This is a genomic window from Micromonospora sp. NPDC005305, assembly GCF_040607315.1.
Taxonomy (GTDB): Bacteria; Actinomycetota; Actinomycetes; order Mycobacteriales; family Micromonosporaceae; genus Micromonospora.
Map to the genome: position 1 here is coordinate 57825 of NZ_JBEXGL010000008.1, position 24874 is coordinate 82698.

At 75.0% G+C, this 24874-nt stretch carries 24 protein-coding genes; 11 read left to right on the forward strand and 13 right to left on the reverse strand.

What is annotated here, in order from left to right; all coding sequences use genetic code 11:
• The first annotated feature begins 76 nt into the window (after nucleotides 1-76).
• Nucleotides 77-616 (forward strand): RNA polymerase sigma factor, encoded by a 540-nt coding sequence (locus ABZS80_RS15775; protein ID WP_355056351.1) that lies wholly within the window; start codon nucleotides 77-79, stop codon nucleotides 614-616.
• Nucleotides 609-1142 carry a hypothetical protein gene (locus ABZS80_RS15780; RefSeq protein ID WP_355056352.1) on the forward strand — a complete coding sequence of 178 codons (534 nt, stop codon included), beginning with the start codon at nucleotides 609-611 and terminating at the stop codon, nucleotides 1140-1142. The genes ABZS80_RS15775 and ABZS80_RS15780 overlap by 8 nt, the downstream gene beginning before the upstream one ends.
• Before the next feature lie 9 nt (nucleotides 1143-1151).
• Here ABZS80_RS15780 and ABZS80_RS15785 read toward each other — a convergent pair whose 3' ends face one another.
• Nucleotides 1152-2582, reverse strand: a complete 1431-nt coding sequence (locus ABZS80_RS15785) for a serine/threonine-protein kinase (protein WP_355056353.1) — start codon at nucleotides 2580-2582, stop codon at nucleotides 1152-1154.
• A gap of 183 nt (nucleotides 2583-2765) precedes the next feature.
• Between ABZS80_RS15785 and ABZS80_RS15790 the strand changes: the two genes are divergently transcribed.
• From ABZS80_RS15790 to ABZS80_RS15810, 5 genes are all read left to right on the forward strand, one after another.
• On the forward strand, nucleotides 2766-3365 hold the full coding sequence (locus ABZS80_RS15790) for a hypothetical protein (RefSeq protein WP_355056354.1): 600 nt from the start codon (nucleotides 2766-2768) through the stop codon (nucleotides 3363-3365).
• Nucleotides 3366-3470: 105 nt separating this feature from the next.
• The gene (locus tag ABZS80_RS15795; protein WP_355056355.1) at nucleotides 3471-4751 is read left to right on the forward strand and encodes a sensor histidine kinase; all 1281 of its coding nucleotides are present in this window, start codon (nucleotides 3471-3473) and stop codon (nucleotides 4749-4751) included.
• Nucleotides 4752-4780: 29 nt separating this feature from the next.
• Nucleotides 4781-5464, forward strand: coding sequence for a response regulator transcription factor (locus ABZS80_RS15800; protein WP_355056707.1), 684 nt, complete (start codon nucleotides 4781-4783; stop codon nucleotides 5462-5464).
• Nucleotides 5465-5545: 81 nt separating this feature from the next.
• Nucleotides 5546-6439 carry an ATP-binding cassette domain-containing protein gene (locus tag ABZS80_RS15805; protein WP_355056356.1) on the forward strand — a complete coding sequence of 298 codons (894 nt, stop codon included), beginning with the start codon at nucleotides 5546-5548 and terminating at the stop codon, nucleotides 6437-6439.
• Nucleotides 6436-7497, forward strand: a complete 1062-nt coding sequence (locus tag ABZS80_RS15810) for an ABC transporter permease (protein ID WP_355056357.1) — start codon at nucleotides 6436-6438, stop codon at nucleotides 7495-7497. The genes ABZS80_RS15805 and ABZS80_RS15810 overlap by 4 nt, the downstream gene beginning before the upstream one ends.
• A gap of 74 nt (nucleotides 7498-7571) precedes the next feature.
• On the opposite strand, the gene ABZS80_RS15815 is transcribed toward ABZS80_RS15810, so the two are convergent.
• From ABZS80_RS15815 to pgsA, 7 genes are all read right to left on the reverse strand, one after another.
• The gene (locus tag ABZS80_RS15815; RefSeq protein ID WP_151464323.1) at nucleotides 7572-8321 is read right to left on the reverse strand and encodes a YebC/PmpR family DNA-binding transcriptional regulator; all 750 of its coding nucleotides are present in this window, start codon (nucleotides 8319-8321) and stop codon (nucleotides 7572-7574) included.
• Between the two features lie 180 nt (nucleotides 8322-8501).
• Nucleotides 8502-9107 carry a pyridoxal 5'-phosphate synthase glutaminase subunit PdxT gene (pdxT, locus tag ABZS80_RS15820; protein ID WP_355056358.1) on the reverse strand — a complete coding sequence of 202 codons (606 nt, stop codon included), beginning with the start codon at nucleotides 9105-9107 and terminating at the stop codon, nucleotides 8502-8504.
• 70 nt (nucleotides 9108-9177) lie between these two features.
• On the reverse strand, nucleotides 9178-10095 hold the full coding sequence (gene pdxS / locus ABZS80_RS15825; protein WP_355056359.1) for a pyridoxal 5'-phosphate synthase lyase subunit PdxS: 918 nt from the start codon (nucleotides 10093-10095) through the stop codon (nucleotides 9178-9180).
• A gap of 137 nt (nucleotides 10096-10232) precedes the next feature.
• Nucleotides 10233-10736: a hypothetical protein gene (locus tag ABZS80_RS15830; RefSeq protein WP_355056360.1), complete on the reverse strand. Its 504-nt coding sequence runs from the start codon at nucleotides 10734-10736 to the stop codon at nucleotides 10233-10235.
• 82 nt (nucleotides 10737-10818) lie between these two features.
• Entirely contained in the window at nucleotides 10819-11979 is a 1161-nt protein-coding gene (locus ABZS80_RS15835) for a glycosyltransferase family 4 protein (RefSeq protein ID WP_355056361.1), read from the reverse strand.
• Nucleotides 11980-11993: 14 nt separating this feature from the next.
• A complete protein-coding gene (locus tag ABZS80_RS15840) occupies nucleotides 11994-12923 on the reverse strand; it encodes a phosphatidylinositol mannoside acyltransferase (RefSeq protein ID WP_355056363.1) in 930 nt (309 codons plus the stop codon).
• A complete protein-coding gene (pgsA, locus tag ABZS80_RS15845; RefSeq protein WP_355056365.1) occupies nucleotides 12920-13540 on the reverse strand; it encodes a phosphatidylinositol phosphate synthase in 621 nt (206 codons plus the stop codon). The genes ABZS80_RS15840 and pgsA overlap by 4 nt, the downstream gene beginning before the upstream one ends.
• A 251-nt stretch (nucleotides 13541-13791) precedes the next feature.
• Between pgsA and ABZS80_RS15850 the strand changes: the two genes are divergently transcribed.
• The gene (locus tag ABZS80_RS15850; protein ID WP_355056367.1) at nucleotides 13792-15969 is read left to right on the forward strand and encodes an elongation factor G-like protein EF-G2; all 2178 of its coding nucleotides are present in this window, start codon (nucleotides 13792-13794) and stop codon (nucleotides 15967-15969) included.
• A 67-nt stretch (nucleotides 15970-16036) separates the two neighbouring features.
• Here ABZS80_RS15850 and ABZS80_RS15855 read toward each other — a convergent pair whose 3' ends face one another.
• From ABZS80_RS15855 to thrS, 4 genes are all read right to left on the reverse strand, one after another.
• On the reverse strand, nucleotides 16037-17095 hold the full coding sequence (locus ABZS80_RS15855) for an aldo/keto reductase (protein WP_355056369.1): 1059 nt from the start codon (nucleotides 17093-17095) through the stop codon (nucleotides 16037-16039).
• 74 nt (nucleotides 17096-17169) lie between these two features.
• On the reverse strand, nucleotides 17170-17847 hold the full coding sequence (locus ABZS80_RS15860) for a hypothetical protein (protein ID WP_355056371.1): 678 nt from the start codon (nucleotides 17845-17847) through the stop codon (nucleotides 17170-17172).
• 46 nt (nucleotides 17848-17893) lie between these two features.
• Nucleotides 17894-18406 carry an HIT domain-containing protein gene (locus ABZS80_RS15865; RefSeq protein WP_192579985.1) on the reverse strand — a complete coding sequence of 171 codons (513 nt, stop codon included), beginning with the start codon at nucleotides 18404-18406 and terminating at the stop codon, nucleotides 17894-17896.
• A 114-nt stretch (nucleotides 18407-18520) separates the two neighbouring features.
• Nucleotides 18521-20545, reverse strand: a complete 2025-nt coding sequence (gene thrS / locus ABZS80_RS15870; RefSeq protein WP_355056373.1) for a threonine--tRNA ligase — start codon at nucleotides 20543-20545, stop codon at nucleotides 18521-18523.
• Nucleotides 20546-20751: 206 nt separating this feature from the next.
• Here thrS and ABZS80_RS15875 point away from each other — a divergent pair, with 206 nt between their 5' ends.
• A complete protein-coding gene (locus ABZS80_RS15875; RefSeq protein WP_355056375.1) occupies nucleotides 20752-21582 on the forward strand; it encodes a DUF1775 domain-containing protein in 831 nt (276 codons plus the stop codon).
• 38 nt (nucleotides 21583-21620) lie between these two features.
• On the opposite strand, the gene ABZS80_RS15880 is transcribed toward ABZS80_RS15875, so the two are convergent.
• Nucleotides 21621-22547, reverse strand: a complete 927-nt coding sequence (locus ABZS80_RS15880) for an ADP-ribosylglycohydrolase family protein (protein WP_355056377.1) — start codon at nucleotides 22545-22547, stop codon at nucleotides 21621-21623.
• Nucleotides 22548-22620: 73 nt separating this feature from the next.
• Between ABZS80_RS15880 and ABZS80_RS15885 the strand changes: the two genes are divergently transcribed.
• Both ABZS80_RS15885 and ABZS80_RS15890 read left to right on the forward strand, forming a co-directional pair.
• Nucleotides 22621-23310, forward strand: a complete 690-nt coding sequence (locus ABZS80_RS15885) for a response regulator transcription factor (protein ID WP_089155714.1) — start codon at nucleotides 22621-22623, stop codon at nucleotides 23308-23310.
• A gap of 29 nt (nucleotides 23311-23339) precedes the next feature.
• Nucleotides 23340-24728, forward strand: coding sequence for a HAMP domain-containing sensor histidine kinase (locus ABZS80_RS15890; RefSeq protein WP_355056379.1), 1389 nt, complete (start codon nucleotides 23340-23342; stop codon nucleotides 24726-24728).
• The last annotated feature ends 146 nt before the right edge of the window (nucleotides 24729-24874 follow it).

The following is a 24874-nucleotide window of genomic DNA, read 5'->3' on the forward strand; positions in this document are numbered from 1 at the left end:
GGACTCGTCCGGGGCGGCCGGGCGGCGGCGGGCATAGCCTGGAGGCCCGGCACACCGGCGAGCACTGGACACGCTGATGCCTCTCCCGGACGGTACCGACGAGCTGGCCCGGTCGGCCGCCCGCGGCGACCCGCGGGCGCTCGACGCGCTGCTGGTCGCCGTGCGGCCCGAGGTGCTGCGCCAGTGCGCCCGCCTGCTGCCCCACCGGCAGGACGCCGAGGAGGCCTGCCAGGACGCGCTGCTGGCCCTGGCCCGGGGGATCACCCGGTTCGAGGAGCGGTCGTCGTTCCACACCTGGCTCTACCGGCTCACCGCGAACCGGGCGCGCTCCACCTACCGGGTCCTGCGGCGGCGCTGGCAGCTGGAGGCCGGCGCCGTGCCGCTGCCCGACCCGCCCGATCCGCGGCGGACCAGCGTGGTGGCCGGCACCCGGCTCGACCTGCTCGACGCGCTCGACGCGGTCCCGCCCGAGCTCGCCGAGGCGGTGACCCTGCGGGACGTGCTCGGGCTGAGCTACCGCGAGATCGCCGGTCTGCTCGACCTGCCCGAGGGGACCGTCAAGTCCCGGCTGCATGAGGCCCGCCGGCAGGTCAGGCAGCGGATGTCCGATGGCTGAGCCGCCGCGCCGAGGCCACCGGCTGGCCGCCCTGGCCGCCCTGGCCGCCCTGGCCGGGATGGCGGGCTGCGCCGACCGCCGCCCGGTCTCGCCGTTGCCGGTCCGGCCACCGACCCCGGCGGCCAGCACCGTCGGCGCCGCGCCGCCCACCTCCGCCGCTCCCGCCCCGGCGCCGTCGACGGCCGCCCCGCCGAGCCGCGTCCCCGCGCCCAGCCGTAGCCGGACGACCCGTCCGGCCCCGCCGGCGTCGACCGCGCTGCCGGGCGCCTGCCTCGGGGCGGTGCGCTACGACCTGGTCCTCGCCGAGACCGAGCTGGCGCTGGTGCGGTCGCTCTGTTTCGCCACCGGAGGGGTGCTGCGCATCCGCGGCATCGGGCCGGGCGAGGTCACGGTGGACCGGGAGGATCTGGTGTCCCGCAGCTACGAGGCCGGCGTGGTGGACATCCGGTTCGTGCGGACCGGCACCGTCGTGGTGACCATCCCCCAGGACGGCCGGGCGTACCCGATCACGGTCGTGGTGGTCTGACCGGGCGACCTACCGGACCCGGACCCCGGCGAGCAGGTCGTCCACGAAGCCCGGGCCGCTGCCCGGCGGCGGGGTGACCTGCACGTAGAGGAGACCGGCCGGACCGGCGGCCCGCGCGGCGGCCTCGACGATCACCGACCGGACGCCGGGGCAGGCGAACGCGGCGACCAGCCAGTCGATGCCGGCCTGCCGGGTGGGTCGCAGCGGCGCCGCGGCGCAGTCCGCGTGCGGGCGTTCGGCGAGGAAGCCCTCGGGGGTGGTGCGGCGGGCCGTGCCGGCGGAGAGGCCGATGAAGGCGCCGGGCAGGCGCGGGTCCGCCCCCCAGCGGCCCGGGTCCGGTGACACCACCAGCGCCGGCTCCAGCTCGCCGTCGTCGCCGTACTGCCCGGCCCAGCCGGTGCCGCCGGCCCGCCAGCCGGCCGGGAGTGCGACGGTCAACGCCCCGCTGCGTGCCACGGCGCCCGTCGGGGTGCGGACGGCGGCGTCACCCGCGGCGGCGCCCAGGGCGACGAGCAGCACGGCGACCGCCGCCGACGCGGCGAGCCGCCGCCGGCGCGGCCGGGGTGCGGCCCCACCGGAAGGCGCGGCGGCGGTTGCCGCGGCCCGCCCGGTGGGGCCCGGGGCGGCCCGCCCGGTGGCGGCCGTCGCGGCGTGCCGGAGGGCCGCCCGGAACGCCGCCGCGTCCGGGTAGCGGTCGGCCGGCCGCGCGGCGGTGGCGGTGCGGAGCACCGCGGCCACCCCGGGCGGCACACCGACCCGCAGCCGCGGCAGGGCCCTCCCGCCACGCCGGTCCTCCCGGACGTGTGCCGGCACCGTGACGTCACCGAGCAGCCGGAGCCCGAGGCGGCCCAGCCCGAACACGTCCGCGCGGGTGTCGACGACGGCGAACGGGTCGTCCTGCTCCGGCGCCATGTAGCCGGGGGTGCCCGCCCGGGCGGTCAGCCCGGAGGCGGCGGCGAGCGCCTTGGCCAGGCCGAGGTCGGCGATGAGCACCCGCTCGTGGCCGGACCCCGACCGGAAGAGGATGTTGCCCGGCGTCAGGTCGCGGTGTACCACCCCGTGCCGGTGCAGCACCGCGACCCCCGCGGCGATCTCGTCGAGCAGCGTCACGGCGTCGGCCACCGGCGGCGTGCCACGCGCCAGCCGGTCCCGGAGGCTGCCGCCGTCCGCCCAGGCCAGCACGGCGTACGGGCGGCCGTCGGGCAGTTCACCCACGGCGTGCACCCGGACCAGGCGGTCGTGGTCGAGCCGCCGCAGCAGCCGGGCCTCGTCCAGGAAACGTTCCCGGACCCGCAGGTCGTGGCTCCAGTTCTCGGCCAGCACCTTGATCGCCACCCGGCCGTCGAGCACCGGGTCGTGCGCGAGCCAGACCGTGGCGAAGGACCCCGCCCCGAGCAGTCGCTCCACCCGGTACGCCCCGATCCGCGTGGGCGCGGTCATCGCATCACCCCCGGGAGCGCCACCCGGCCGCCGTTGAGTCGACGGTAGACGCCGCAGCCGCACCCTGGTACTCGCCGCGGCCCCGCCCGGGCGTCCCGCGCCGGACGGTCGGGAACCCGACGAACCGAACCCGCCGGGCCGGAGACCAACAGGGCAGGAGAACCACCCGGAAGGAGACCTGCCATGAACCGACTCTGGCCCACCGTCCTCACGGGGCTGCTGGCCCTCACCACCGTCGCCCCGCTGACCGCCGCCGGCCCGGCCTCGGCCGGCGCCCCGGCGGCCCGGGCGACCGACGTCCGCCCGCCGGCCGGCGGCCCGGCGTCCTCCGCCGCCACGGAGGTCAGGGTGCTCAGCGTCCACGGTGCCGGGCCGTACCGGATCGGCGCCCGGCTGGACCGCCTCTCGGCGGCCGGCCTGATCGACTGGACGGCGCCCGGCTGCGCCGGGGTGCGGCACGCCGGCGCCACCGGGGCCTGGGCCGGGGTGATCCTGCTGGCCTTCCGGAACGGCCGGCTGGTGTCGGTGGGCACGGCGACCGTGCCGCCCCGCTCCCCCGCCGGCGCGTCGGTCGGCATGTCCTTCTCCGAACTGGAGCGCAGGTACGGGCGGCGCGGGGCGCTGATCCGCAACGACGCGGGCGACGCCGAGGCGTACCTGGTGCGGTTCGGGTCCCGGGTGGAACTGTTCACCGGCCACCCGATCCGGCCCGGTGTCGGCTACTTCGAGGTCGGGCCGGCGTCCTTCGTCGAGCGGAACTTCCGGCAGGGCGGCTCCTGCTGACCCGGACACCGCCAGCCCGGCCCCGCGCCGGGCCGGCGGCCCGTCACCGGCCCCCGACCCCGGACCCCGATCGGCGCCGGCCGGCGGGATGAGAGTCTTGGTCAGGTGACCACCGCGACGGCCGACAACTGGCGCCGGCCCGGGCCTGCTCCCGAGCACCTGCGCCTCGACCTCTACGGCGGGCTGGCCGTGACCGTGCTGGCCCTGCTCAGCCTCACCCTGACCCACAGCACCGGCGCGTTCCTGCTCGGCCCGCCGCCGTCCTGGCCGGAGCAGGTCCTCTGGACCGTCGCGGTGACCCTGCCGCTGATCTGGCGGCGACGGTTCCCGGCCACCACCACCGTCGTCGTGTCGGCCCTCTTCATCGCCGCCCAGGCACGCTCCGCCCCGGAGACGCAGCTCTCCTCGTGGTCCCTGTTCGCCGCGCTGTACTCGCTCGGCGCCTGGGGGCCGGACCGCAGGCTGGCCCGCCGGTTGCGCGTCGGGGTCATCGCCACGATGTTCGCCTGGCTCGGCGTGTACTACGCCGTCAGCGTCGGCAGCATCCCGCCGGACGCGTTCGCCCGCGCGGCCGGCCCGGTGCCGCCCGTGCTCGCCGCCATCGTGACCGGGGTCCTGGTCAACGGCCTCTTCTTCGGTTTCGCGTACTTCTTCGGCCAGACCGCGTGGCTGGCCGCCCGGCGGCAGCACGAGCTGGCGGAGCGGGCCGAGGAGCTGCGCCGCTCCCAGGCCGACGCGCGCGGGCGGGCGGTGATCGGCGAACGGGTGCGGATCGCCCGCGAGCTGCACGACGTGGTCGCCCACCACGTGTCGGTGATGGGGGTGCAGGCGTCGGCGGCGCGGCGGGTCTTCGACAGGGACCAGGCCAAGGCCCGGACGGCCCTGACCGCGATCGAGGAGACCGCGCGCACGGCGGTCGACGAGCTGCGCCGCATGCTCGGCGTGCTCCGCGCCGGTGACGGCGCCCCCGGTCCCGGTGGGCCGCCCGCCGGGATCGACGAGGTTGCCGCGGTCTTGGAGCGGGCCCGCGACGCCGGGCTGCGGGCCACCCTCGGGGTGTACGGCGACGCGGTCCCGCTCCCGGAGTCGGTGTCCCAGGCGGCGTACCGGGTCGTCCAGGAGGCGGTGACCAACGTGCTCAAACACGCCACCGGCGTGGGCGCCCTCGACGTGCGGATCCGCTACCTGGCCCGGGAGGTCGAGGTCGACGTGACCGACGACGGACGGTCCACCCACCCGGCGAACGCCGACGGGCTGGGCCTGGTCGGCATGCGCGAGCGGGTCGCCACCCACGGCGGGGCGCTGGAGGCGGGCCCCCGGGCCGGCGGCGGCTGGCGCGTCCGGGCCCGCTTCCCGCTGGCGGTCGCCCTGACGGAGGCGGCGTGACCGCGCCCGACGCGGCCGGGGTGCCCGGCGTGGACCGGCCGATCCGGGTGCTGCTCGCCGACGACCAGCACCTGGTGCGTACCGGGTTCCGGGTCATCCTCGAGGTGGAGGACGACCTGGCGGTGGTCGGCGAGGCGGCCGACGGCGAGCGCGCGGTGGGCATGACGCAGGCGCTGCACCCCGACGTGGTGCTCATGGACGTGGAGATGCCCGGCATGAACGGCCTGGAGGCGACCCGGCAGATCACCGCGCCGGGCTCCCCCGGCGGGCCGGCCGTCCTCATCCTCACCACGTTCGACCGGGACGATTATCTCTTCGCCGCCCTCCAGGCCGGGGCCAGCGGCTTCCTGCTGAAGAACGGCACCCCGGAGTCGCTGGTCGAGGCGATCCGGGTGCTGGCCCGTGGTGACGCGCTGCTCGCCCCGGAACTGACCCGGCGCGTGATCGCCACCTTCGCCCGGCCGGCCGGCACGTGGGCGGGAGGTGTGGCGGCGGGTGGCGCGCCGCTGGACGAGCTGACCCCCCGGGAGCGGGAGGTCCTCGTCCTGCTCGCCCGGGGCGCGAGCAACGCCGAGATCGCCGCCGACCTGCACCTCGGCGAGGCCACGGTGAAGACCCACGTGAGCCGGGTCCTCGCCAAACTGGGCCTGCGCGACCGGGTCCAGGCGGTGGTCTTCGCGTACGAGCAGGGGGTGGTCCGGCCCGGCGGGTGACCGGCTCCGTCGCCGGGGGGATGCCGGATCTCCACCCACGGACGGACGGCAGCCCAAGATCGCGGCTCTAGCGTGGTCGCCGTGACCGATGTGCTCCGCCTCGACGGCGTCGACCGAAGCTTCGGCGACCGTCCGGCGCTCAGGAACGTGTCCTTCGACGTGGCAGCCGGCCGGATGACCGGCTTCGTGGGCGGCAACGGCGCCGGCAAGACCACGACCATGCGGATCATCCTCGGCGTCCTCGCCGCCGACGCCGGCCGCGTGACCTGGCAGGGTGCGCCGCTGACGGCGGAGGCCCGCCGGCGCTTCGGCTACATGCCCGAGGAACGCGGCCTCTACCCGAAGATGAGCGTCCGGGAACAGGTGACCTACCTGGGCCAGCTGCACGGGATGGCCCCCGCGGCGGCCCGGCGCGCCACGGACGCCCTGCTGGAGCGGGTGGGTCTCGCCGAGCGTGGTGACGACCTGCTGGAGACCCTGTCGCTGGGCAACCAGCAGCGCGCCCAGATCGCCGCCGCGCTGGTGCACGAGCCCGAGGTGCTGGTGCTCGACGAGCCGTTCTCCGGCCTCGACCCGCTGGCCGTCGACACCGTCGTCGGCGTGCTGCGCGAGCGGGCCGCCGCCGGTGTGCCGGTGCTCTTCTCCAGCCACCAGCTCGACGTCGTGGAGCGGCTCTGCGACGACCTGGTGATCATCTCGGACGGGGTGATCCGGGCCGCCGGCGACCGGGAGGAGCTGCGGCGGACGTACACCTCGCCCCGGTTCGAACTGGTGGTGGAGACCGACGCCGGCTGGCTGCGCGACCAGCCCGGAGTCACCCTCGTCGACCTGGACGGCGCCCGCGCCGTGTTCGACCTCGCGCCCGACACCGACGAACAACCGGTCCTGCACGCGGCACTGGCCCGCGGCCCGGTCCGCGCGTTCCGCCCGGTCCGCCCCTCCCTCACCGAGATCTTCCGAGAGGTCGCCCAGTGAACACCCTGCAGGCCACCCGCCTGGTCGCCGCCCGGGAGATCCGGGTCAAGCTGCGCGACCGGACCTTCCTGATCAGCACCGTGTTCTTCCTGCTGCTCGCCGCGGCGGGGACCATCCTGCCGGCGGTGCTGGCCGGCGGACCGTCGAGCGTGGCCGTGACCGAGCGGGCCGCCGAGCCGCTCCGGGCCGCCGGCCTGGAGGTGCGGGTCGTGCCCGACGACCGGGCCGCCGAGCAGGCCGTCCACGACGGTGACGTGGACGCCGCGGTCGTCGCGGGCCCGACCGTGCTCGCCATGGACGACGCGCCGGACGACGTGGTGGGCGCGCTGAGCACCCGGCCCGCGGTCCGGCTGCTGAACCCGGACGCGGTGGATCCCGCGGTGGCCTTCCTGGTGCCGTTCGCGTTCGCGTTCATCTTCTTCGTGACGTCGCAGGGCTTCGGCGTGCAGATCGCGCAGAGCATCATCGAGGAGAAGCAGACCCGCATCGTCGAGATCCTGGTCGCCGCGGTGCCGGTCCGGGCGCTGCTCGCCGGCAAGCTCGTCGCCGGCACCCTCCTCGCCCTCGGTCAGATCGCGCTGGTCGCGCTGGTCGCGCTCGCGGGCATGACGTTCGGCGACGACAGCGGGCTGCTCTCCCTGCTGGCGCCGGCGATCGGCTGGTTCGTGCCGTTCTTCCTGCTGGGCTTCGTGCTCATCGCGGCCATGTGGGCGGCGGCCGGCGCGCTGGTCAACCGGCTGGAGGACATCGGCGGCGTGTCGATGCCGGTGCAGCTCACCGTGATGCTGCCGTTCTTCGCGGTGATCTTCCTCCACGACAACACGACCGCCATGCGGGTGCTGTCCTACCTGCCGTTCTCCGCGCCGACGGCCATGCCGCTGCGGCTGTTCACCGGGGACGCGGCCGCCTGGGAGCCGGTGGTGGCGCTCGTCCTGCTGCTGGCGGCGGCCGCCGGGTTCCTGCTCGCCGGGGCCCGCGTGTACGAGGGCGCGCTGCTGCGCACCAACGGCCGCACCTCGATCCGTACGGCCTGGCGGTCACGGGAGACCGTGGCCTGAGCAACGGCCCGTGGCACGATCTCGCGCCGGACGATCCTGTCGTCCGGCGCGAGATCCGTCGCGTCCGGGGGCCGTCAGCCGACGGCGGCCATGACCTCGTCGGAGACGTCGAAGTTGGCGTAGACGTTCTGCACGTCGTCGCAGTCCTCGAGGACGTCGATCAGCTTGAAGATCTTGCGCGCGCCCTCCTCGTCCAGCGGCACGTTGACGCTGGGGATGAGGGAGGACTCGGCCGACTCGTACTCGATGCCGGCGTCCTGCAGGGCGGTGCGGACCGGGATGAGGTCGGTCGGCTCGGAGACCACCTCGAACGCCTCACCGAGGTCGTTGACCTCCTCGGCGCCCGCGTCGAGCACGGCCATCATCACGTCGTCCTCGGTGGTGCCCTCCTTGGGGACGATCACCACGCCCTTGCGGGAGAACATGTACGACACCGAGCCGGCGTCGGCGAGCGAGCCGCCGTTGCGGGTCAGGGCGGTGCGCACCTCGGTCGCCGCCCGGTTGCGGTTGTCGGTGAGGCACTCGATGAGCATCGCCACGCCGTTCGGGCCGTAGCCCTCGTACATGATGGTCTGCCAGTCGGCGCCGCCGGCCTCCAGCCCGGAGCCGCGCTTGACCGCGCGGTCGATGTTGTCGTTCGGCACCGAGCTCTTCTTCGCCTTCTGGATGGCGTCGTAGAGGGTCGGGTTGCCGGCGGGGTCCCCGCCGCCGGTCCGGGCGGCCACCTCGACGTTCTTGATCAGCTTGGCGAACATCTTGCCGCGCTTGGCGTCGATCACGGCCTTCTTGTGCTTGGTGGTCGCCCACTTTGAGTGGCCGGACATCTCATACCTCCGTCTGTTGACCCACGCCTGCGTCGACTGTCCGCGCCCGCGCCGAACCGGGACCGCCGGGCGGTCGGCTGGGGGGCGGCGGCGGGCGGTGAGCCCTGCCGAACCGCCGCAATCCTACCGACGTGGCGTCCCCGCATGTCACACCCGCACCCGGGACAGCGCCGCGTGCGGTCAGGCGGCGGCCCGGACGAGATCCACGAAGTAGCGGTGCAGCCGCAGGTCGCCGGTGAGTTCCGGGTGGAAGGAGGTGGCGAGCAGGTGGCCCTGCCGCACCGCGACGATCCGGCCGGCGGCCGGCCCGGACGTGACCCGGCCGAGCACCTCGACGGCCCCGCCGACCCGCTCGACCCAGGGGGCCCGGATGAAGACGGCGTGGAACGGCTCGCCCCCGACCCCGGTGATCTCCACCGGCGCCTCGAACGAGTCGACCTGCCGGCCGAACGCGTTGCGCCGGACGGTCATGTCGATGCCGGCGAAGCCGCGCTGGTCGGGGCGGCCGTCGAGCACCTCGGCGGCCAGCATGATCATGCCGGCGCAGGACCCGTAGACCGGCATGCCGCCGGTGATCCGCTTGTCGATCGGCTCGCGCATCTCGAAGATGTCGGCGAGCTTGCTCATGGTGGTCGACTCCCCGCCCGGGATCACCAGGCCGTCGACCGCGTCCAGCTCGGCCGCGCGGCGCACCGGACGGGCGTCCGCGCCGGCCCCGGCCAGGGCGGCGAGGTGCTCCCGCACGTCGCCCTGGAGGGCGAGCACACCGATGACGGGTGTGGTCACGTCACGTCCTCTCACGTTAGGAGGGGGCCCCTGCTCTACCTGAGGCGTTAACAAGGGGCCCCTCTGCACGTCACCAGCCGCGCTCGGCCAGGCGGTGGGGCTGCGGGATCTCGTCGACGTTGATGCCGACCATCGCCTCGCCCAGGCCGCGGGAGACCTTGGCCAGCACGTCCGGGTCGTCGTGGAAGGTGGTGGCCTTCACGATCGCGGCGGCGCGCTGGGCCGGGTTGCCCGCCTTGAAGATGCCCGAGCCGACGAAGACGCCCTCGGCGCCGAGCTGCATCATCATGGCCGCGTCGGCCGGGGTGGCGATGCCGCCCGCGGTGAACAGCACGACCGGCAGCTTGCCGGTCTCGGCGATCTCCTTGACCAGCTCGTACGGCGCCTGGAGTTCCTTGGCGGCCACGAACAGCTCGTCGGCCGGCATCGTCTGGAGCCGGCGGATCTCCTTGCGGATCTTCCGCATGTGGGTGGTGGCGTTGGAGACGTCGCCGGTGCCGGCCTCGCCCTTCGAGCGGATCATGGCGGCGCCCTCGGTGATCCGGCGCAGCGCCTCGCCCAGGTTGGTCGCGCCGCAGACGAAGGGGACGGTGAACGCCCACTTGTCGATGTGGTTCTCGTAGTCGGCCGGGGTCAGCACCTCGGACTCGTCGACGTAGTCGACGCCGAGGGACTGGAGGACCTGCGCCTCGACGAAGTGGCCGATCCGGGCCTTGGCCATGACGGGGATCGACACGGCGTTGATGATGCCGTCGATCATGTCCGGGTCGCTCATCCGGGAGACGCCGCCCTGGGCGCGGATGTCGGCGGGCACCCGCTCGAGCGCCATGACGGCGACGGCGCCGGCGTCCTCGGCGATCTTGGCCTGCTCGGGGGTGACCACGTCCATGATCACGCCGCCCTTGAGCATCTCGGCCATCCCCCGCTTGACGCGGGCGGTGCCGACGACGGGGTTGGCGTTGGTGTTCGGGGAGGTGGATTCGGGCACGGGTCATCGCTCCTTGGACGAGCTTCGGGGGTGGCTGCGAGAAGGCTACGACGGGGTCAACGCCGGTCCGACAGCCAATCAGACCCCCGGTGGCCTGCTCTGTGGTCGGCGTCACCGGGACTCGGGCCACCGCCCGCTCAGCCCGTGGTGACGTCCGCCTTCGGGGTGACCGTGGGGTCGTCGACGTCGAAGTAGCGGGGCCACTCCCGCCCGCGGCCCATCCGGAGCAGGCGTACCAGCGGGCGGCCACGGGCCGCCCGGGCGTCGCGGACCAGGTCGGTGTGGACCTGCCGGGCCAGGGCGAGCCGCCGGCTGGCCGCGATCACCGCCTCGCAGGCCGGGTCCGCCGGGTCCAGCTCCACCGTGCGCAACTGCCGGGTGAGGTCGTTCTCGGCGGCCTCGCGCTCCTCGCCGACGGCGTCCAGGGCGATCCGGGCGGCCGAGTACAGCTCGACGCCGTAGCGCTGCTCGGCCAGCACCGCGGCGGCCGCCGCGCGGCGCAGCAGGTGCGCGTCGAGCGCCCGGGCGGCGGACTCCGCGCGGGCCTGCAGCCGCTCGACCCGGCCGGCGGTCCAGATCAGGTACGCCGACACCAGCCCGAGCACCAGCGCCGCGCCCACCACCCACCACATGCCCGGCATCGTAGTGCTGCTCCTCATCCCGCCCGGCCGGCGCGGGCACCGGTCGACGCGCTCGTCACAGCGGCCCCACCGGCCACCAGGTTCAGCCCAGCCCCGCCCATTCCTGGTCCATGACCCGGCCGTCGGTGGCCTCGATCGCCGCTGCGTATACCTCCAGAACACGCCGGGCAACCACGGGCCAGTCGAAATTCGCGACCACCTGGTCGCCGGCGGCGGTCAACCCGGCCCGCTGCCCGGCGTCGTCGAGCAGTTCGGTGAGGGCGTCGCGCAGCGCCGCCGCTTCCCCGGTGGGGAATAGCCGGCCGGCGCGCCCGCCGTCCAGCACCCGGCGGAACGCGTCCAGGTCGCTGGCCACCACGGTGGTGCCGGCGGCGAGGGCCTCGGTGAGGATCATCCCGAAGGACTCCCCACCGGTGTTCGGTGCGACGTAAAGGTGCAGGCTGCGCAGCATGCGAGGTTTGTCGGCCTCGGAGACCATGCCGAGGAAGGTCACCCGCTCCCGCAGCTCGGCGGGGAACTGCCCGTAGAGGTCCTCGGCGTCGCCCGGCCCGGCGACCAGCAGGCGCAGGCCCGGGCGGTACGGCGCGAGCGCGACGAAGGCGTCCCGCAGGATCGGGAAGCCCTTGCGCGGCTCGGTGAACCGGCCCAGGAAGCCGAGCGTCCCGCCGGTGCCCGGCGCGCACTCCCCCGGCCAGCCGGGCAACGGCTCGACGCCGGCGAACTTCGCCACCGCCACCCCGTTGGGGATCTCCACGGCCCCGCCGTCCATGTGCTCCACCTGGACCTTGCGGGCCAGCGCGCTCACCGCGATCCGGGCGGTGAGCCGTTCCAGCAGGATCTGGAGCACCCCCTGCGCGGCGGAGAGCACCCGGGACCGGGTCATCGCGGTGTGGAAGGTGGCCACCACCGGGCCCCGCGCGCAGAGCACCGCGAGCATCGACAGGCTGGGGGTGAGCGGCTCGTGCACGTGCAGCACGTCGAAGTCGCCGCGGGTGATCCAGCGCCGCACCCGGGCCGTGGAGACCGGGCCGAAGGCGATCCGGGCCACCGACCCGTTGTACGGCAGCGGCACGGCCCGGCCGGCCGACACCACGTACGGCGGCAGCGCCCCGTCCTCGTCGGCCGGGGCCAGCACGCTCACCTCGTGGCCGAGCCCCAGCAGCGCCTCGGCCAGGTCCATGACGTGGTTCTGCACCCCGCCGGGGACGTCGAAGGAGTACGGGCACACGATGCCGATCCGCATTGCGCCCCGCTCCCTCAGATCGTCCCGGTGGTGGCCGCCGGCTGCGACAGCGTGCCGTCGGTGCCCTGGTCCAGCCACATCCGCTGCAACATGTGCCAGTCTTCCGGATGCCGGGCGATGCCCGCCGCCAGACCGTCGGCAATCCGCTGGGTCACCGCCCGCACCCGGGCGTCCAGCGGGGCGCTGTCCTCCTCGGGCAGCTCCAGCGGGCCCTCGATGGCGGCGCGGGCGCCGTCCGGCTCGTACCACAGCGAGGCCACGTAGAGCGGCGCGCCGGTGCGCAGCACCAGCAGGGCCGGGCCGGCCGGCATCCGGGTCCGGCCGCCGAAGAACTCCACCTCGACGCCCCGGGCGGAGAGGTCCCGGTCGGCGAGCAGCGGCACCACGGCACCCGCCCGGAGCCGGTCCACCAGCACGTCGAACGCCGGCCGGTCGCCACCGGAGGTGGGCAGGATCTCCATGCCGAGGCCCTGCCGGAAGGCGAGGAAGCGCTTGTAGAGGCCCTCCTGCTTGAGCCGCTCGGCGACCGTGGTGATCGGCCAGCCGTTGGCCGCCACCCAGGCGCCCGCGGCGTCCCAGTTGCCGGCGTGCGGCAGCGCGACCACCGCGCCCCGGCCGGCCGCCACGTCGGCCGCGAGCTTCTCCTGGCCGTCGAGGTGGAACCCGGCGAGGATGTCCCGCCGGCTCAGGCTCGGCAGGCGGAACGCCTCCAGCCAGTACCGGGCGTACGACCGCAGGCCGTCGCGGACCAGCCGGTCCAGCTCCGCCTCGGGCAGGTCGGGGCCGACCACCCGGCGCAGGTTGGCGCGCAGCCGCCGCGTACCCCTGCCGTTGCCGCGGTACGCGCGGTCGGCGCCCGCCCGGAAGGCGGCGGCGACCACGGGCCGGGGCAGCGCGCGGACCAGCCGCCAGCCGGCGACGTAGCCCGCCTCGGTGAGGTTCACTCCCGGCCGACCAGCTGCGCCTGCCGGTACACGTGGGCCATCCGCTGCCCCACCGTGAAGATCGAGACGGCGGCGAGCAGCCAGAGCGCGATCTCCAGGGCCGGGTCGACGCCGAGACCGGTGAGCAGGCCGCCCACCCCGACGATCAGCAGCCGCTCGGTGCGCTCGGCGATGCCCACGTTGCAGGTCATCCCGAGCCCCTCGGCGCGGGCCTTGACGTAGGAGACCAGGCCGCCGGCGGCCAGGCAGAGCAGCGCGGCGGCCACCGCCGAGTAGTCGTGCTCCGTGGCCAGCCAGTAGGCGACCGCGCCGAAGACCGCGCTGTCGGCGATGCGGTCCATGCTCGAGTCGAGGAAGGCCCCGAACCGGGTGGAGCCGCCGCTCATCCGGGCCATCGTGCCGTCGAGCAGGTCGGTGAGCGCGAAGACCGTGACGATCAACGCGCCGGCGACCAGATGACCGCGGGCGCCGAAGCCGAGCGCGCCGACGAGCACGCCGACGGTGCCGGTCACGGTGACCGCGTTGGGGGACACACCGGCGCGGAGCAGGCCGCGCGCGACCGGCTCCACGACGCGGGTCATGCCCGCGCGGGCCGTCACTTGGAAGATCTTCGCCATGGCGGTCCCACGATAACGGCCGGCAGCGGTCGGGGACACAGCCGGTCGTCCCGACCCGCCTGGCGCTCTTGTGTCGGCCCGGTTACGGGTGTGAGATCGAGCGTGGGAGGTGAGCCAGCTCACCGGATCACCCGTCCGCCTACCCGTCGTCCAGGAGATCACCGGAAGATATCGCCGCGGTGCCGGCCCGGGCCGCTTCCCCGTCGCGCGCGGCGGTCGCCACCACCACCGGTTGAGGGAGGTGCGCCGCGATGGCGCAAAGGAATGCCGCTTCGGCGAAGAACGAGAAGGGTGTCACCGGCGGCGCGCCGGTGGTGACCGAACCCGGCAGGGTTCGCAACGTGGTGCTCGTCGGGCACTCCGGAGCGGGCAAGACGACTCTGGTCGAGGCGCTGCTCGCGGCCAGCGGCACGATCGGCCGGGCCGGCAGCGTCACCGAGGGCACCACCGTCTGCGACCACGATCCCGCCGCCGTGCGCCAGCAGCGCTCGGTGAGCCTGGCCTGCGCCCCGCTGCTGCACCGCGACGTCAAGGTCAACCTCCTGGACACCCCCGGGTACGGGGACTTCGTCGGCGAGCTGCGCGCCGGGCTGCGGGCCGCCGACGCGGCGCTGTTCGTGGTCTCCGCCGTCGACGGCATGGACGCCGCCACCGCCGCCCTCTGGGAGGAGTGCGCCGCGGTGGACATGCCCCGCGCCGTCGCGATCACCCGGCTGGACCACCCGCGCGCCGACTTCGACGAGTCGGTGGCCCTCTGCCAGCGGGTCTTCGGCGACAACGTGCTCCCCCTCTACCTGCCCATGCTGGGCGACGACGGCGAGTCGGTCGCCGGCCTCATGGGGCTGATCACGCGGCGCGTCTTCGACTACTCCCAGGGCCTGCCGGCGGCGGTGCGCGAGCCGGACCCGGAGCACCTGCCGGCGATCCTGGAGTCCCGCAACGAGCTGATCGAGGGCGTCATCGCCGAGAGCGAGGACGAGACCCTCATGGACCGCTACCTCGGCGGCGAGGAGATCGACACCGAGGTGCTCATCAGCGACCTGGAGACGGCGGTGGCCCGCGGCCACTTCTACCCGGTGGTGCCGGTCTGCGCGGAGACCGGCGTCGGGCTGGACGCGCTGCTGGACGGCCTGGTGGCGGCGTTCCCGTCGCCGCTGGAGCACGAGCTGCCCGCGGTCACCGGGGTGGACGGCTCGCCCCGGCCGCCACTGGCCTGCGACCCCGACGGCCCGCTGGTCGCCGAGGTGGTCAAGACGACCGTGGACCGGCACGTCGGGCGGGTCTCCCTGGTCCGCGTCTTCTCCGGCACGCTCCGCCCGGACCAGGTGGTCCACGTGTCCGGTCACGGCATGGCCGAGCGCGGTCACCCCGACCACGACGCCGACGAGCGGGTCGGCCACATCTACAGCCCGCTCGGCGCGACGCTGCGGGAGGTGCCCATCGCGGTGGCCGGTGACATCTGCGCGATCACCAAGTCGGGCAGCGCGGAGACCGGCGACACCATCTCCGCCAAGGAGGAGCCGCTGCTCGTCGCACCGTGGGAGATGCCGGAGCCGCTGCTGCCGGTGGCCATCGTGGCGAAGAGCCGGGCCGACGAGGACGCCCTGGCCCGCAACCTGGCCCGGCTCGTCGCCGGCGACCCGACCCTGCGGCTGGACCGCAACCCCGAGACCCACCAGCTGGTGCTCTGGTGCATGGGCGAGGCGCACGCCGACGTGGTGCTCGACCGCCTGCGCGCCGGCGGGGTGGAACTGGAGACCGAGCCGGTCCGGGTGGCGCTGCGCGAGACGTTCACGGCCGCCGCCAAGGGGCACGGCCGGCACGTCAAGCAGTCCGGCGGCCACGGCCAGTACGCCGTCTGCGACATCGAGGTGACACCCCTGCCCCGGGGCGGCGGCTTCGAGTTCGTGGACAAGGTGGTCGGCGGCGCGGTGCCGCACAACTACATCCCCTCGGTGGAGAAGGGCGTCCGGGCCCAGATGGAACGCGGCCTGGTCGGCGGCTACCCGGTGGTGGACCTGCGGGTGACCCTGTTCGACGGCAAGGCGCACAGCGTCGACTCCTCCGACGCGGCGTTCCAGACGGCGGGCGCGCTCGCCCTGCGCGACGCCGCCGAGAAGGGGCAGCCGACGCTGCTGGAGCCGGTAGACGAGATCACCGTCCGGGTGCCCGACTCGTCGGTGGGCGCCGTGATGGGCGACCTGTCCGGCCGGCGCGGCCGGGTGCTCGGCACCGAGCCGGACCCGGACGCCGAGGGCCGCACCCTGGTCCGCGCCGAGGTCCCCGCCACCGAACTGCTGCGCTACGCGGTCGAGCTGCGCTCGATGACCGCCGGCACGGGCACCTTCCGCCGCGAGTTCGCCCGCTACGAGCCGATGCCCGCCCACCTCGCCGAGCAGGTCCGCAAGGAGGCCGGCGGCCGGTCCTGACCGCGCCACCGTCCCGGACGGCCCAGGCCCCTCCCGGTGGGCGGCGGGTCCGGAAGGGGCGGCCGGGTCAGGGGCGGGCGGCGGGCACGGGCGGCATCGGCCAGTGCGGGCGGTCGGCGTCGCGCAGGGCGGCCGCGCGCAGGGCCGCGAGCTGGCGCTCCACCTCGGCGAACTGGTCGGGGTCGAGCGGGCCGCGGTCCAGCGCGGCGGCGTTCTCCTCCACCTGGGCGACGGTGCGGGCGCCGGGGATCGGCACGGCCCGGCCGCTGCGCGCCCAGATCCAGCCGAGCGCGCCCTGGGCCAGGGTCCGGCCGTCGGCGGTCAGCGCGCCCCGGACGGCGGCCACCCGGCGCAGCCACTCCGGGGCGGGCCGGCCGCTGCGGAACCACTCCAGCCAGTTCGGCGCGGTGCCGCGCACGTCGTCGCGGGGCAGCGTGGACTCCGGAGTGTACTTGCCGGTGAGCAGCCCCATCCCGAGCGGCCCCCGGGCCAGGCTGGCCAGGTCGTGCTTCTCGCAGACGGCCAGCATGGCCGGGGCGTCCCGGAGCACCGACAGGCCGTGCTGCACGGCGGCGGCGCCCCGGGCGACCTGGGCGAAGGCGGCAGCCCGGTCGGCCCGGTCGGTGCTCCACCCGTACGCCTGGACCAGGCCGTCGGCGACCAGGGCGTCCAGGGTGCCGATCAGCGCCTCGGCCCGGGGCACCGGGAGATCGGCGAGGTGCAGCTGGTAGAGGTCGATCCGGTCGGTGTCCAGCCGGCGCAGCGAGTCGACGACCGCGCGCCGCAGGTACTCCGGTGTGGCGTCCTCACCGGTGGCCTGCCGGGTCCGCTCGTCGAAGGTGTAGCCCCACTTCGTGGCGATCACCGCCTCGTCGCGCCGGCCGGCGAGGGCTCGGCCGAGGATCCGCTCGCCGTGCCCGGCGCCGTACGTGTCGGCGGTGTCGAAGAGTGTCACCCCGAGGTCGAGGGCACGGCGGACCGCCCGGACCGACTCGGCGTCGTCCACGACCCCCCAGCCCAGCGGCCGGGCGCCCTCGGCCCACGGGCCGCCGATCGCCCAGCAGCCCATGCCGAGGGCGCTGACCGCGATGCCGCTGCGGCCCAACGGCCGCGTGCTGACTGCCATCGCCGCATCCTGCCACCTTCCCGGAACCCGTGGGCCGCTTCCTCACCCCGGGTGCCGGGCCGGCCGGCGCACGGTCAGTGGGCGCCGGTCGGCCGGGGACGGTCAGCGGGCGCCGGGCCGTCCGCGAACGGCCAGCGGGCGTACGCGAGCAGCACCGGGTCGGCCTGCCCCGCCCAGGAGCCGGTGAGCCGCGCCGGCGCCGCGGCCTCGGCCGGAGCCGGCCGGCGGACCAGGGCCAGCTCCGCGCCGCCGGCCCGGATCAGCGTCGGGTCGCCGTCGACCACCTCGTCGACCAGGTCGAAGGCCGACGGGCTGCCCGACCGGGTGCCGGCCAGCGTCATGCTCGGCGCGCGCACCTCGCGCCGGCCGTCGACCTCGAAGTACTCCTCCGCTTGGCCGGCGTCGGCGAGGACGGCGGCGGCCAGGGCGGGCGGGTAGACCGGGTCGCCGCAGGCGTCGTACACCCAGCGCGGGCCGAGCGCGGAGTGGTCGGTGGTGCCGACCAGCCACGGCTCGGCGCCGGCCAGCGGCGCGCCCCGGTAGGTCAGCGGCACCTGGAGGACCGGTCCGTCGCCGGCCCGGACCAGCATGGTCTCGATGCCGACCTCGCCGGCCGGGTCGTCGAACCGGTAGGCCGCCACGCGGGTGACCTCGGCGTCCGGGGCGCCGGCGAACCAGGGCCGGCCGGGCAGCCAGGCGGCGAGCAGGTCGAGTTTCGAGGGGCGCAGTTCCGCGCGGTGCAGCAGGGCCATGCCCAAGATCGTACTGTCGGAGTCGGACCGGGGTCGCCCCCGGCCGTCAGGCCGGCCAGGCCTTGGCGAACAGGTCCCGGGTGTCGGCGAGCAGTTGCGGCAGCACCTTCGTCCGGCCGATCACCGGCATGAAGTTCGCGTCGCCGCCCCAGCGCGGCACCACGTGCTGGTGCAGGTGCGCGGCGATGCCCGCGCCGGCCACGCCGCCCTGGTTCATGCCCAGGTTGAACCCGTGCGCGTTGGAGACGTGCCGGACCACCCGCATGGCGTCCTTGGTGAACGCGGCCAGCTCGGCGGTCTCCGGCGCGTCCAGCTCGGTGTAGTCCGCCACGTGCCGGTAGGGGCACACCAGCAGGTGCCCCGGGTTGTAGGGGTAGAGGTTGAGCACCGCGAAGACGTGTTCACCCCGGGCCACCACCAGGCTCTCGTCCGGCGGCCGGCCCGGGGCGAGGCAGAACGGGCAGCCGGTCGGCTTCTCGTACCCGCCCTCGGGCCGGTCCTCGCCCGAGATGTAGGTCATCCGGTGCGGCGTCCAGAGCCGCTCCAGCCCGTCCGCCAGACCGCTGTCGCCGCCGCCGGCGCCGTCGAAGTGCCGTTCCGCCCCAGTCACACGCCGATCCTACGGTCACCGCGGCGGATCCCACCCGGCCGGCCGGGCCCGCGACGGGCCTGCTCAGGTGTTGGGCGTGCCCTCCGCCGACGGGCCCGAGTTGGTCCGCGACTCGACGACCTCCCGCACGTGGGCCACCGCCTCCTCGACCGGCACGCCGTTGCGCTGCGACCCGTCCCGGTAGCGGAAGGAGACCGTGCCGGCGGCCACGTCGTCGTCCCCGGCGATCACCATGAACGGGATCTTCTGCTGCTGGGCGTTGCGGATCTTCTTCTGCATCCGGTCGTCACCCGCGTCGACCTCGGCCCGGATGCCCTTGCGGCGCAGCGTGGTGACGAAGTCCTGGAGGTAGTCGGTGTGGTCCTCGCGGATCGGGATGCCGACCACCTGCACCGGCGCCAGCCAGGCCGGGAACGCGCCCGCGTAGTGCTCGGTGAGCACGCCGATGAACCGCTCGATCGACCCGAACTTGGCGCAGTGGATCATCACGGGCTGCTGCCGCGTGCCGTCGGCCGCCTGGTACTCCAGCCCGAAGCCCTTCGGCTGGTTGAAGTCGTACTGGATGGTCGACAGCTGCCAGGTGCGGCCGATGGCGTCCTTGGCCTGCACCGAGATCTTCGGGCCGTAGAAGGCCGCGCCGCCCGGATCCGGCACCAGGTCGAGCCCGGTCTCCATCGCGCACTGCTCCAGCACGGCGGTGGCCGTGGCCCAGTCCTCGTCGGACCCGACGAACTTGTCGAGCCGGGCCTCGTCGCGGGTCGACAGCTCCAGGTAGAAGTCGTCGATGCCGAAGTCCTTGAGCAGGCTCAGCACGAAGTTGAGCAGGTGCTTGATCTCGGCCGGCGCCTGCTCGCGGGTGCAGTAGGAGTGCGAGTCGTCCTGGGTCAGGCCGCGCACCCGGGTCAGCCCGTGGACCACGCCCGACTTCTCGTAGCGGTAGACCGACCCGAACTCGAACAGCCGCATCGGCAGCTCACGGTAGGACCGCCCGCGCGACCGGTAGATCAGGTTGTGCATCGGGCAGTTCATCGCCTTGAGGTAGTAGTCCGCGCCCTCGAGCTCCATGGGCGGGTACATGCCGTCGGCGTAGTACGGCAGGTGGCCCGAGGTGTGGAACAGGCCCTCCTTCGAGATGTGCGGGGTCCCGACGTACTGGAAGCCCTCCTCGATGTGGCGGGTGCGGACGTAGTCCTCCATCACCCGCTTGAGCACACCACCCTTGGGGTGGAAGACCGCCAGGCCGGAGCCGATCTCGTCGGGGAAGCTGAACAGGTCCAGGTCCGCGCCGAGCTTGCGGTGGTCGCGCCGGGCGGCCTCCTCCAGCAACCGCAGGTACGCCTTCAGTTCGTCCCGGGTCGGCCACGCGGTGCCGTAGACCCGCTGGAGCTGCGGGTTCTTCTCGGAGCCCCGCCAGTAGGCGGCGGCCGAGCGCATCAGCTTGAACGCGCCGATCAGCCGGGTGTTCGGCAGGTGCGGGCCGCGGCACAGGTCCGACCAGCAGACCTTGTCCTCGTTCGCGGCGAGGTTGTCGTAGATGGTCAGCTCGCCGCCGCCCACCTCCATCACCTCGGAGGAGTCCAGCCCCTCACCCTTGACCTCGATCAGCTCCATCTTGAACGGCTCGGCGGCCAGCTCGCCGCGCGCCTCGTCGAGGCTGCTGAAGCGGCGCCGGCGGAACCGCTGGCCGGACTTGACGATCTCCTGCATCCGCTTCTCGAGCTTCGCCAGGTCGTCCGGCTGGAACGGCTTGGCCACCTGGAAGTCGTAGTAGAAGCCGTTCTCGATCGGCGGGCCGATGCCGAGCTTGGCCTCGGGGAACACGTCCTGCACGGCCTGGGCCAGCACGTGCGCGGTGGAGTGGCGCAGCACGTTCAGCCCGTCCGGGCTGTCGAGGGCGACCGGCTCGACCGCGGTCTCCTCGGCCGGCTTCCAGTCGAGGTCGCGCAGCACGCCCTGCGGGTCGCGGACCACCACGATCGCCTTCGGGCCGCTCGTCGGCAGCCCGGCCGCGGCCACCGCGTCGGCCGCCGTCGTCCCGGCGGCGACGACGACGGGGTCGGCCACGACGGGGGTACGGGGTGCGGACACGGTGACTCCTGTCGTCGAACGGGTTCGAATGTGCCGGGTACCGGCTCCTGCGATGCTATCGGTCGCCCGGACCCGCGCCGTCGGCGACGCCGCGCTCCCCGGACCGATCAGTTCCGTCCCGCGTTGAACCTTTCGGCCTTCCCGCCCGAACTACCGGGTGAGGCCGGAGCCGGTTGCCGGCCGTGTCGACACGGATGGGGACGACCATGACGATGACCCGTCGGGGCCGGTGGTGGGCGGCGATGCTGGCCGCCACGGTCGGCGGCGCGCTGGGCTGGCCCGGCGCCGCGAGCGCCGCCGAGGTGACCCTCACGACCTCACCGGCCCAGGTGCACCAGGGCGACGCCATCGAACTGGCCGTGGTGCTGCCCGAGGAGCGGGCCGGCAGCCGGACCAGCCGGATCGAGCTGCGGATGCCCGCGGACGCCCCGATCGGCGAGGTCTACCCACTCTCGGTGCCCGACTGGGCGCCCACCATCACCACCCGCACCCTGGACCAGCCGGTGGCGGGCATCCACGCCTCCGAGCTGAACCAGGTGACCGACGCGGTGACCTGGATCCGCATGCCGGGCACGACGAAGCCGGCCCGGCTCTCGCTCGGCATGGGCCCCATGCCGGCCACCGACAAGCTGACCTTCACGGTGATCCAGACCTACGCCGACGGCACCGTGGTCCGCTGGGCCGACCCGCCCGGCGGCGCGCACCCCGCCCCGACGGTCACCCTGCTGCCCCCGCCGGCGGGCGCCGCCGTACACGCCGGTCACGGCGAGCCGGTCGCCGAGGCGCCGGTCGAGGCGGCCGCCCCGGCACGGGCCGAGGACGACGGACCGAGCGCCGACCTGCTGCTGGGCGGCGGGCTGCTCGCCGGGCTGGCCGGCGGCGCCGCGATCGGCTGGCTGCTCAGCCGCCGCCGGCGCGACACCCTCGCCCTCCCGGCCGACTCCGCCACCCCGACGGACGACGACGCCGCCGAGGACGACGATCCCCTCGCCACCACCGCCGAGACCGCACCCCTGACCCCCACGGCCTCCCGCTGAGCGGGGCCGGGCGACGACCGGCGGGGTGCGTGCGGAGGTCAGGCGGGGGTGGCGAGCCAGGACGGGAGGGGTTCACGGGCGGCGAGCCAGCCGTCCGGGACACCGCCCGGCGTGCCGACCCCGGTGTGGGCGGCCACCACGCCGCCGACGATCGCCGCCGTGGTGTCCACGTCCCCGCCCGCCTCGACGCAGGCGCGGATCGCCGCCGGATAGTCGTGCAGGTGGGTGGCGGCGACCCAGAGCGTGAAGGGAACGGTGTCCTGCGCGGTCACCCGGGAGCCGTTGCCCAGCGCCTCGGCGACCTCGCCGGCCGGGTGGCCCAGCAGCGCGGCCGCCCGGCGTACGCCCCGGTGCACCTCACCGGCCGGGTCGAGGGCACCGGCCACCACGGTGAGCAGCCGGGCCGGCTCGGGCCGGTCCCCGTCCAGCCGGGCCCGGGCCGCCAGCGAGGCGGCCACCGCCACGGCGACCGCCCCGGCGATCCCCTCCGGGTGGGCGTGGGTCACCTCGGCCGAGGCGCGGGCCTGGTCGGCGGCCCGCCGGGTGGAGTCGGCGTACCAGGCGCCGAGCGGGGCCACCCGCATGGCCGCGCCGTTGCCGCAGGAGCCCTGCCCGTCGAACGCGGACGCGGCGGCGACCGGCCAGGGTGTGCCGGCGCGGATCAGTTCGAGCAGTTCCACGGCGCCGGCGCCGTAACGGCGGGCCGGGTCGTAGTGCGCCGCGAAGGCGAGCGCGAGGGCGTCCCGGTCCACCCGGCCGTGCGCGGCCAGCACGGTGAGCACCGAGCAGGCCATCTCGGTGTCGTCGCTCCACGGCCACGGGCCGGGCGGGAGGGCGTCGGCCCACCCGGCGGCCGCGCTGCCCGGTACGAAGAACCGCGCGCCGAGGGCGTCGCCGACCGAGAGACCGGCCAGCGAGTCGCGCGCCAGCGTGAGGCGGGTGTCGGGGAAGAGAGTGAACGTCATCGTCGTCCCAGCTTGCCCGGTTGGCAGGAGCGCCGCAACGCGATCAACTTGCCACGCCGAGTACGGTGCTGACGTGGCAACCGTCCTCCTGGTCGAAGACGACCACGTCGTACGCGGTGCGATGCTGCGGTCCCTCACCGACCGGGGACACGCGGTGCACGCCGTCGGCACGGCGTTGGACGCGCTGCGCCGGGTGGCCGCCGAGACCCCCGATCTGGTGGTGCTCGACCTCGGCCTGCCCGACCTGGACGGCTCCGACGCGCTGCGGATGCTGCGCGGCATCACCGACGTGCCGATCATCATCGCGACCGCCCGGGACGACGAGCAGTCGGTGGTCCGGCTGCTCCGGGCGGGCGCCGACGACTACATGGTCAAGCCGTTCACGGGCGCCCACCTGGACGCCCGGATCACCACCGTGCTGCGCCGGGCCGGCCGGGCCAGCCGTACCGTCCAGCCGGCCGTGCACACGGTCGGCGGCCTGCGGGTGGACGTGGGCGAGCGCAGCGCCGTGCTGGACGGCGAGCCCCTGGCCCTGACCCGCAAGGAATTCGACTTGCTGGCGTATCTCGCCGCACGTCCCGGCCGGGTAGTGTCCCGGCGGGAACTCTTGGAGGAGGTATGGCGGCAGCCCTCGGTCGGCGAGGACCAGACCATCGACGTGCACCTCTACTGGCTCCGCCGCAAAATGGGCGAGTCCGCGGCGAAGCCGCGCTACCTGCGCACCGTGCGGGGGGTCGGCTTCCGGCTGGTGGCGCCGGACTGAGGCCCGCGCTGGCCTGGCTCACGGCCGGCATGTGCAGCCTCGTCGCGCTCGCCTTCCTCATCCCGCTCGGGATCACCCTGTCCGACCAGGCGCGGGAGGAGAAGCTGGCCGACGCGGCCCGGCGCAGCGCGCTGGTGACCGGGGCGCTCGCGGTCAGCACCGACCCGGAGATCGTCCGGCGGGCCGTGGCGGCCAGCGGCGACGACCCGGTGCTGCGACCCGTCGTACACGGGATCGGGGTCGACGAGGGCGCGGGCCGCGCCGACGCGGCAGCGCTGGACCGGGCCGCCGCCGAGCGGCGCTCGGTGGTCACCGACGTGCCCGGCGGCGTCCTCCGGCTGGACCCGGTGGTGCTCGGCGACCGAGTCGCCGTGGTGGAGGTCTTCGTTCCCGACGAGGTGCTCGACGCCGGCGGCGGCGGGCGGTGGCTGCTGCTGCTCGCCGTGGCGCTGGCACTGGTCGGCGCCGCGGTGATCGTGGTGGACCGGGTGGCCGCCCGGGCCGCCGACGCGACCGGCGAGCTGGTGAAGGCGGCCCTCGCGGTCGGCGACGGCGAGCTGGGCGTCCGGGTCGAGCCGACCGGGCCGCGGGAGCTGGCGGAGGCCGGGCACGCGTTCAACCGGATGGCGGAACGGCTGGTCGCGCTCCGCGCCGACGAGCGGGAACTCGTCGCCGACCTGTCGCACCGGCTGCGGACGCCGCTGACCGCGCTGCGCCTGGACGCCGAGGCCCTGGAGTCCGACGACACCAGCATCGGTACGTTCAGCGAGGCGGAGCTGGACCGCCGCCGGGGCATCCGGCGGATCCGGCAGGCCATCGTGACGCTGGAGGGCGAGGTCGACCAGCTGATCACGACCACGCGCAAGGCGGTCAGCCAGGAGACCGGGCCGGCGACGTGCGACGTCAGCGAGGTGGTCCGGGACCGGATGGTCTTCTGGTCGGCCCTCGCCGGCGACCAGAACCGGCCGCACCGGGTGGTCGGCGCGCAGCTGCGGATCCCGGCGCCGGTGCCCCGGGCCGAGCTGGCCGCCGCGCTGGACGCGGTGATCGGCAACGTCTTCCGCTACACCCCGCAGGGCACCGCCTTCGAGGTGGCGGTGAGCCGGCGGGACGGCTGGGTGGCGATCCGGATCGACGACGCGGGCTCGGGAATCACCGACCCGGACCGGGCGCTGCGCCGGGGTGCCAGCGACCAGGGCTCCACGGGCCTGGGGCTGGACATCGCCAAGCGGGTCGCGTTGCAGGCCAACGGCTCGGTGAGCATCGACCGGGCCCGGCTGGGCGGGGCCAGCGTGGTGATGCTGCTGGCCGACCCGGAGGCGACGCCCCGGCAGGTCAACCGCTTCGGCCTGGTCGGCCGGATGGCGCGCGACGCCCGGGAGCCGCGGGCCGGCCGGCGCTGGCCGCGCCCGCGCTGAGCCGGTGGCTGTGGGCCGCCGCAAGTCTTCCTTAGGAGTCGGTTAACGACGGCCACGGTGCCGGGCCGGGCTGTCAGGATCAGGACCGAACCCATCAGTTCCGCCGCCCGGGGACGCCCCGTAACACCTCCGGTCGGCGGAGCAGT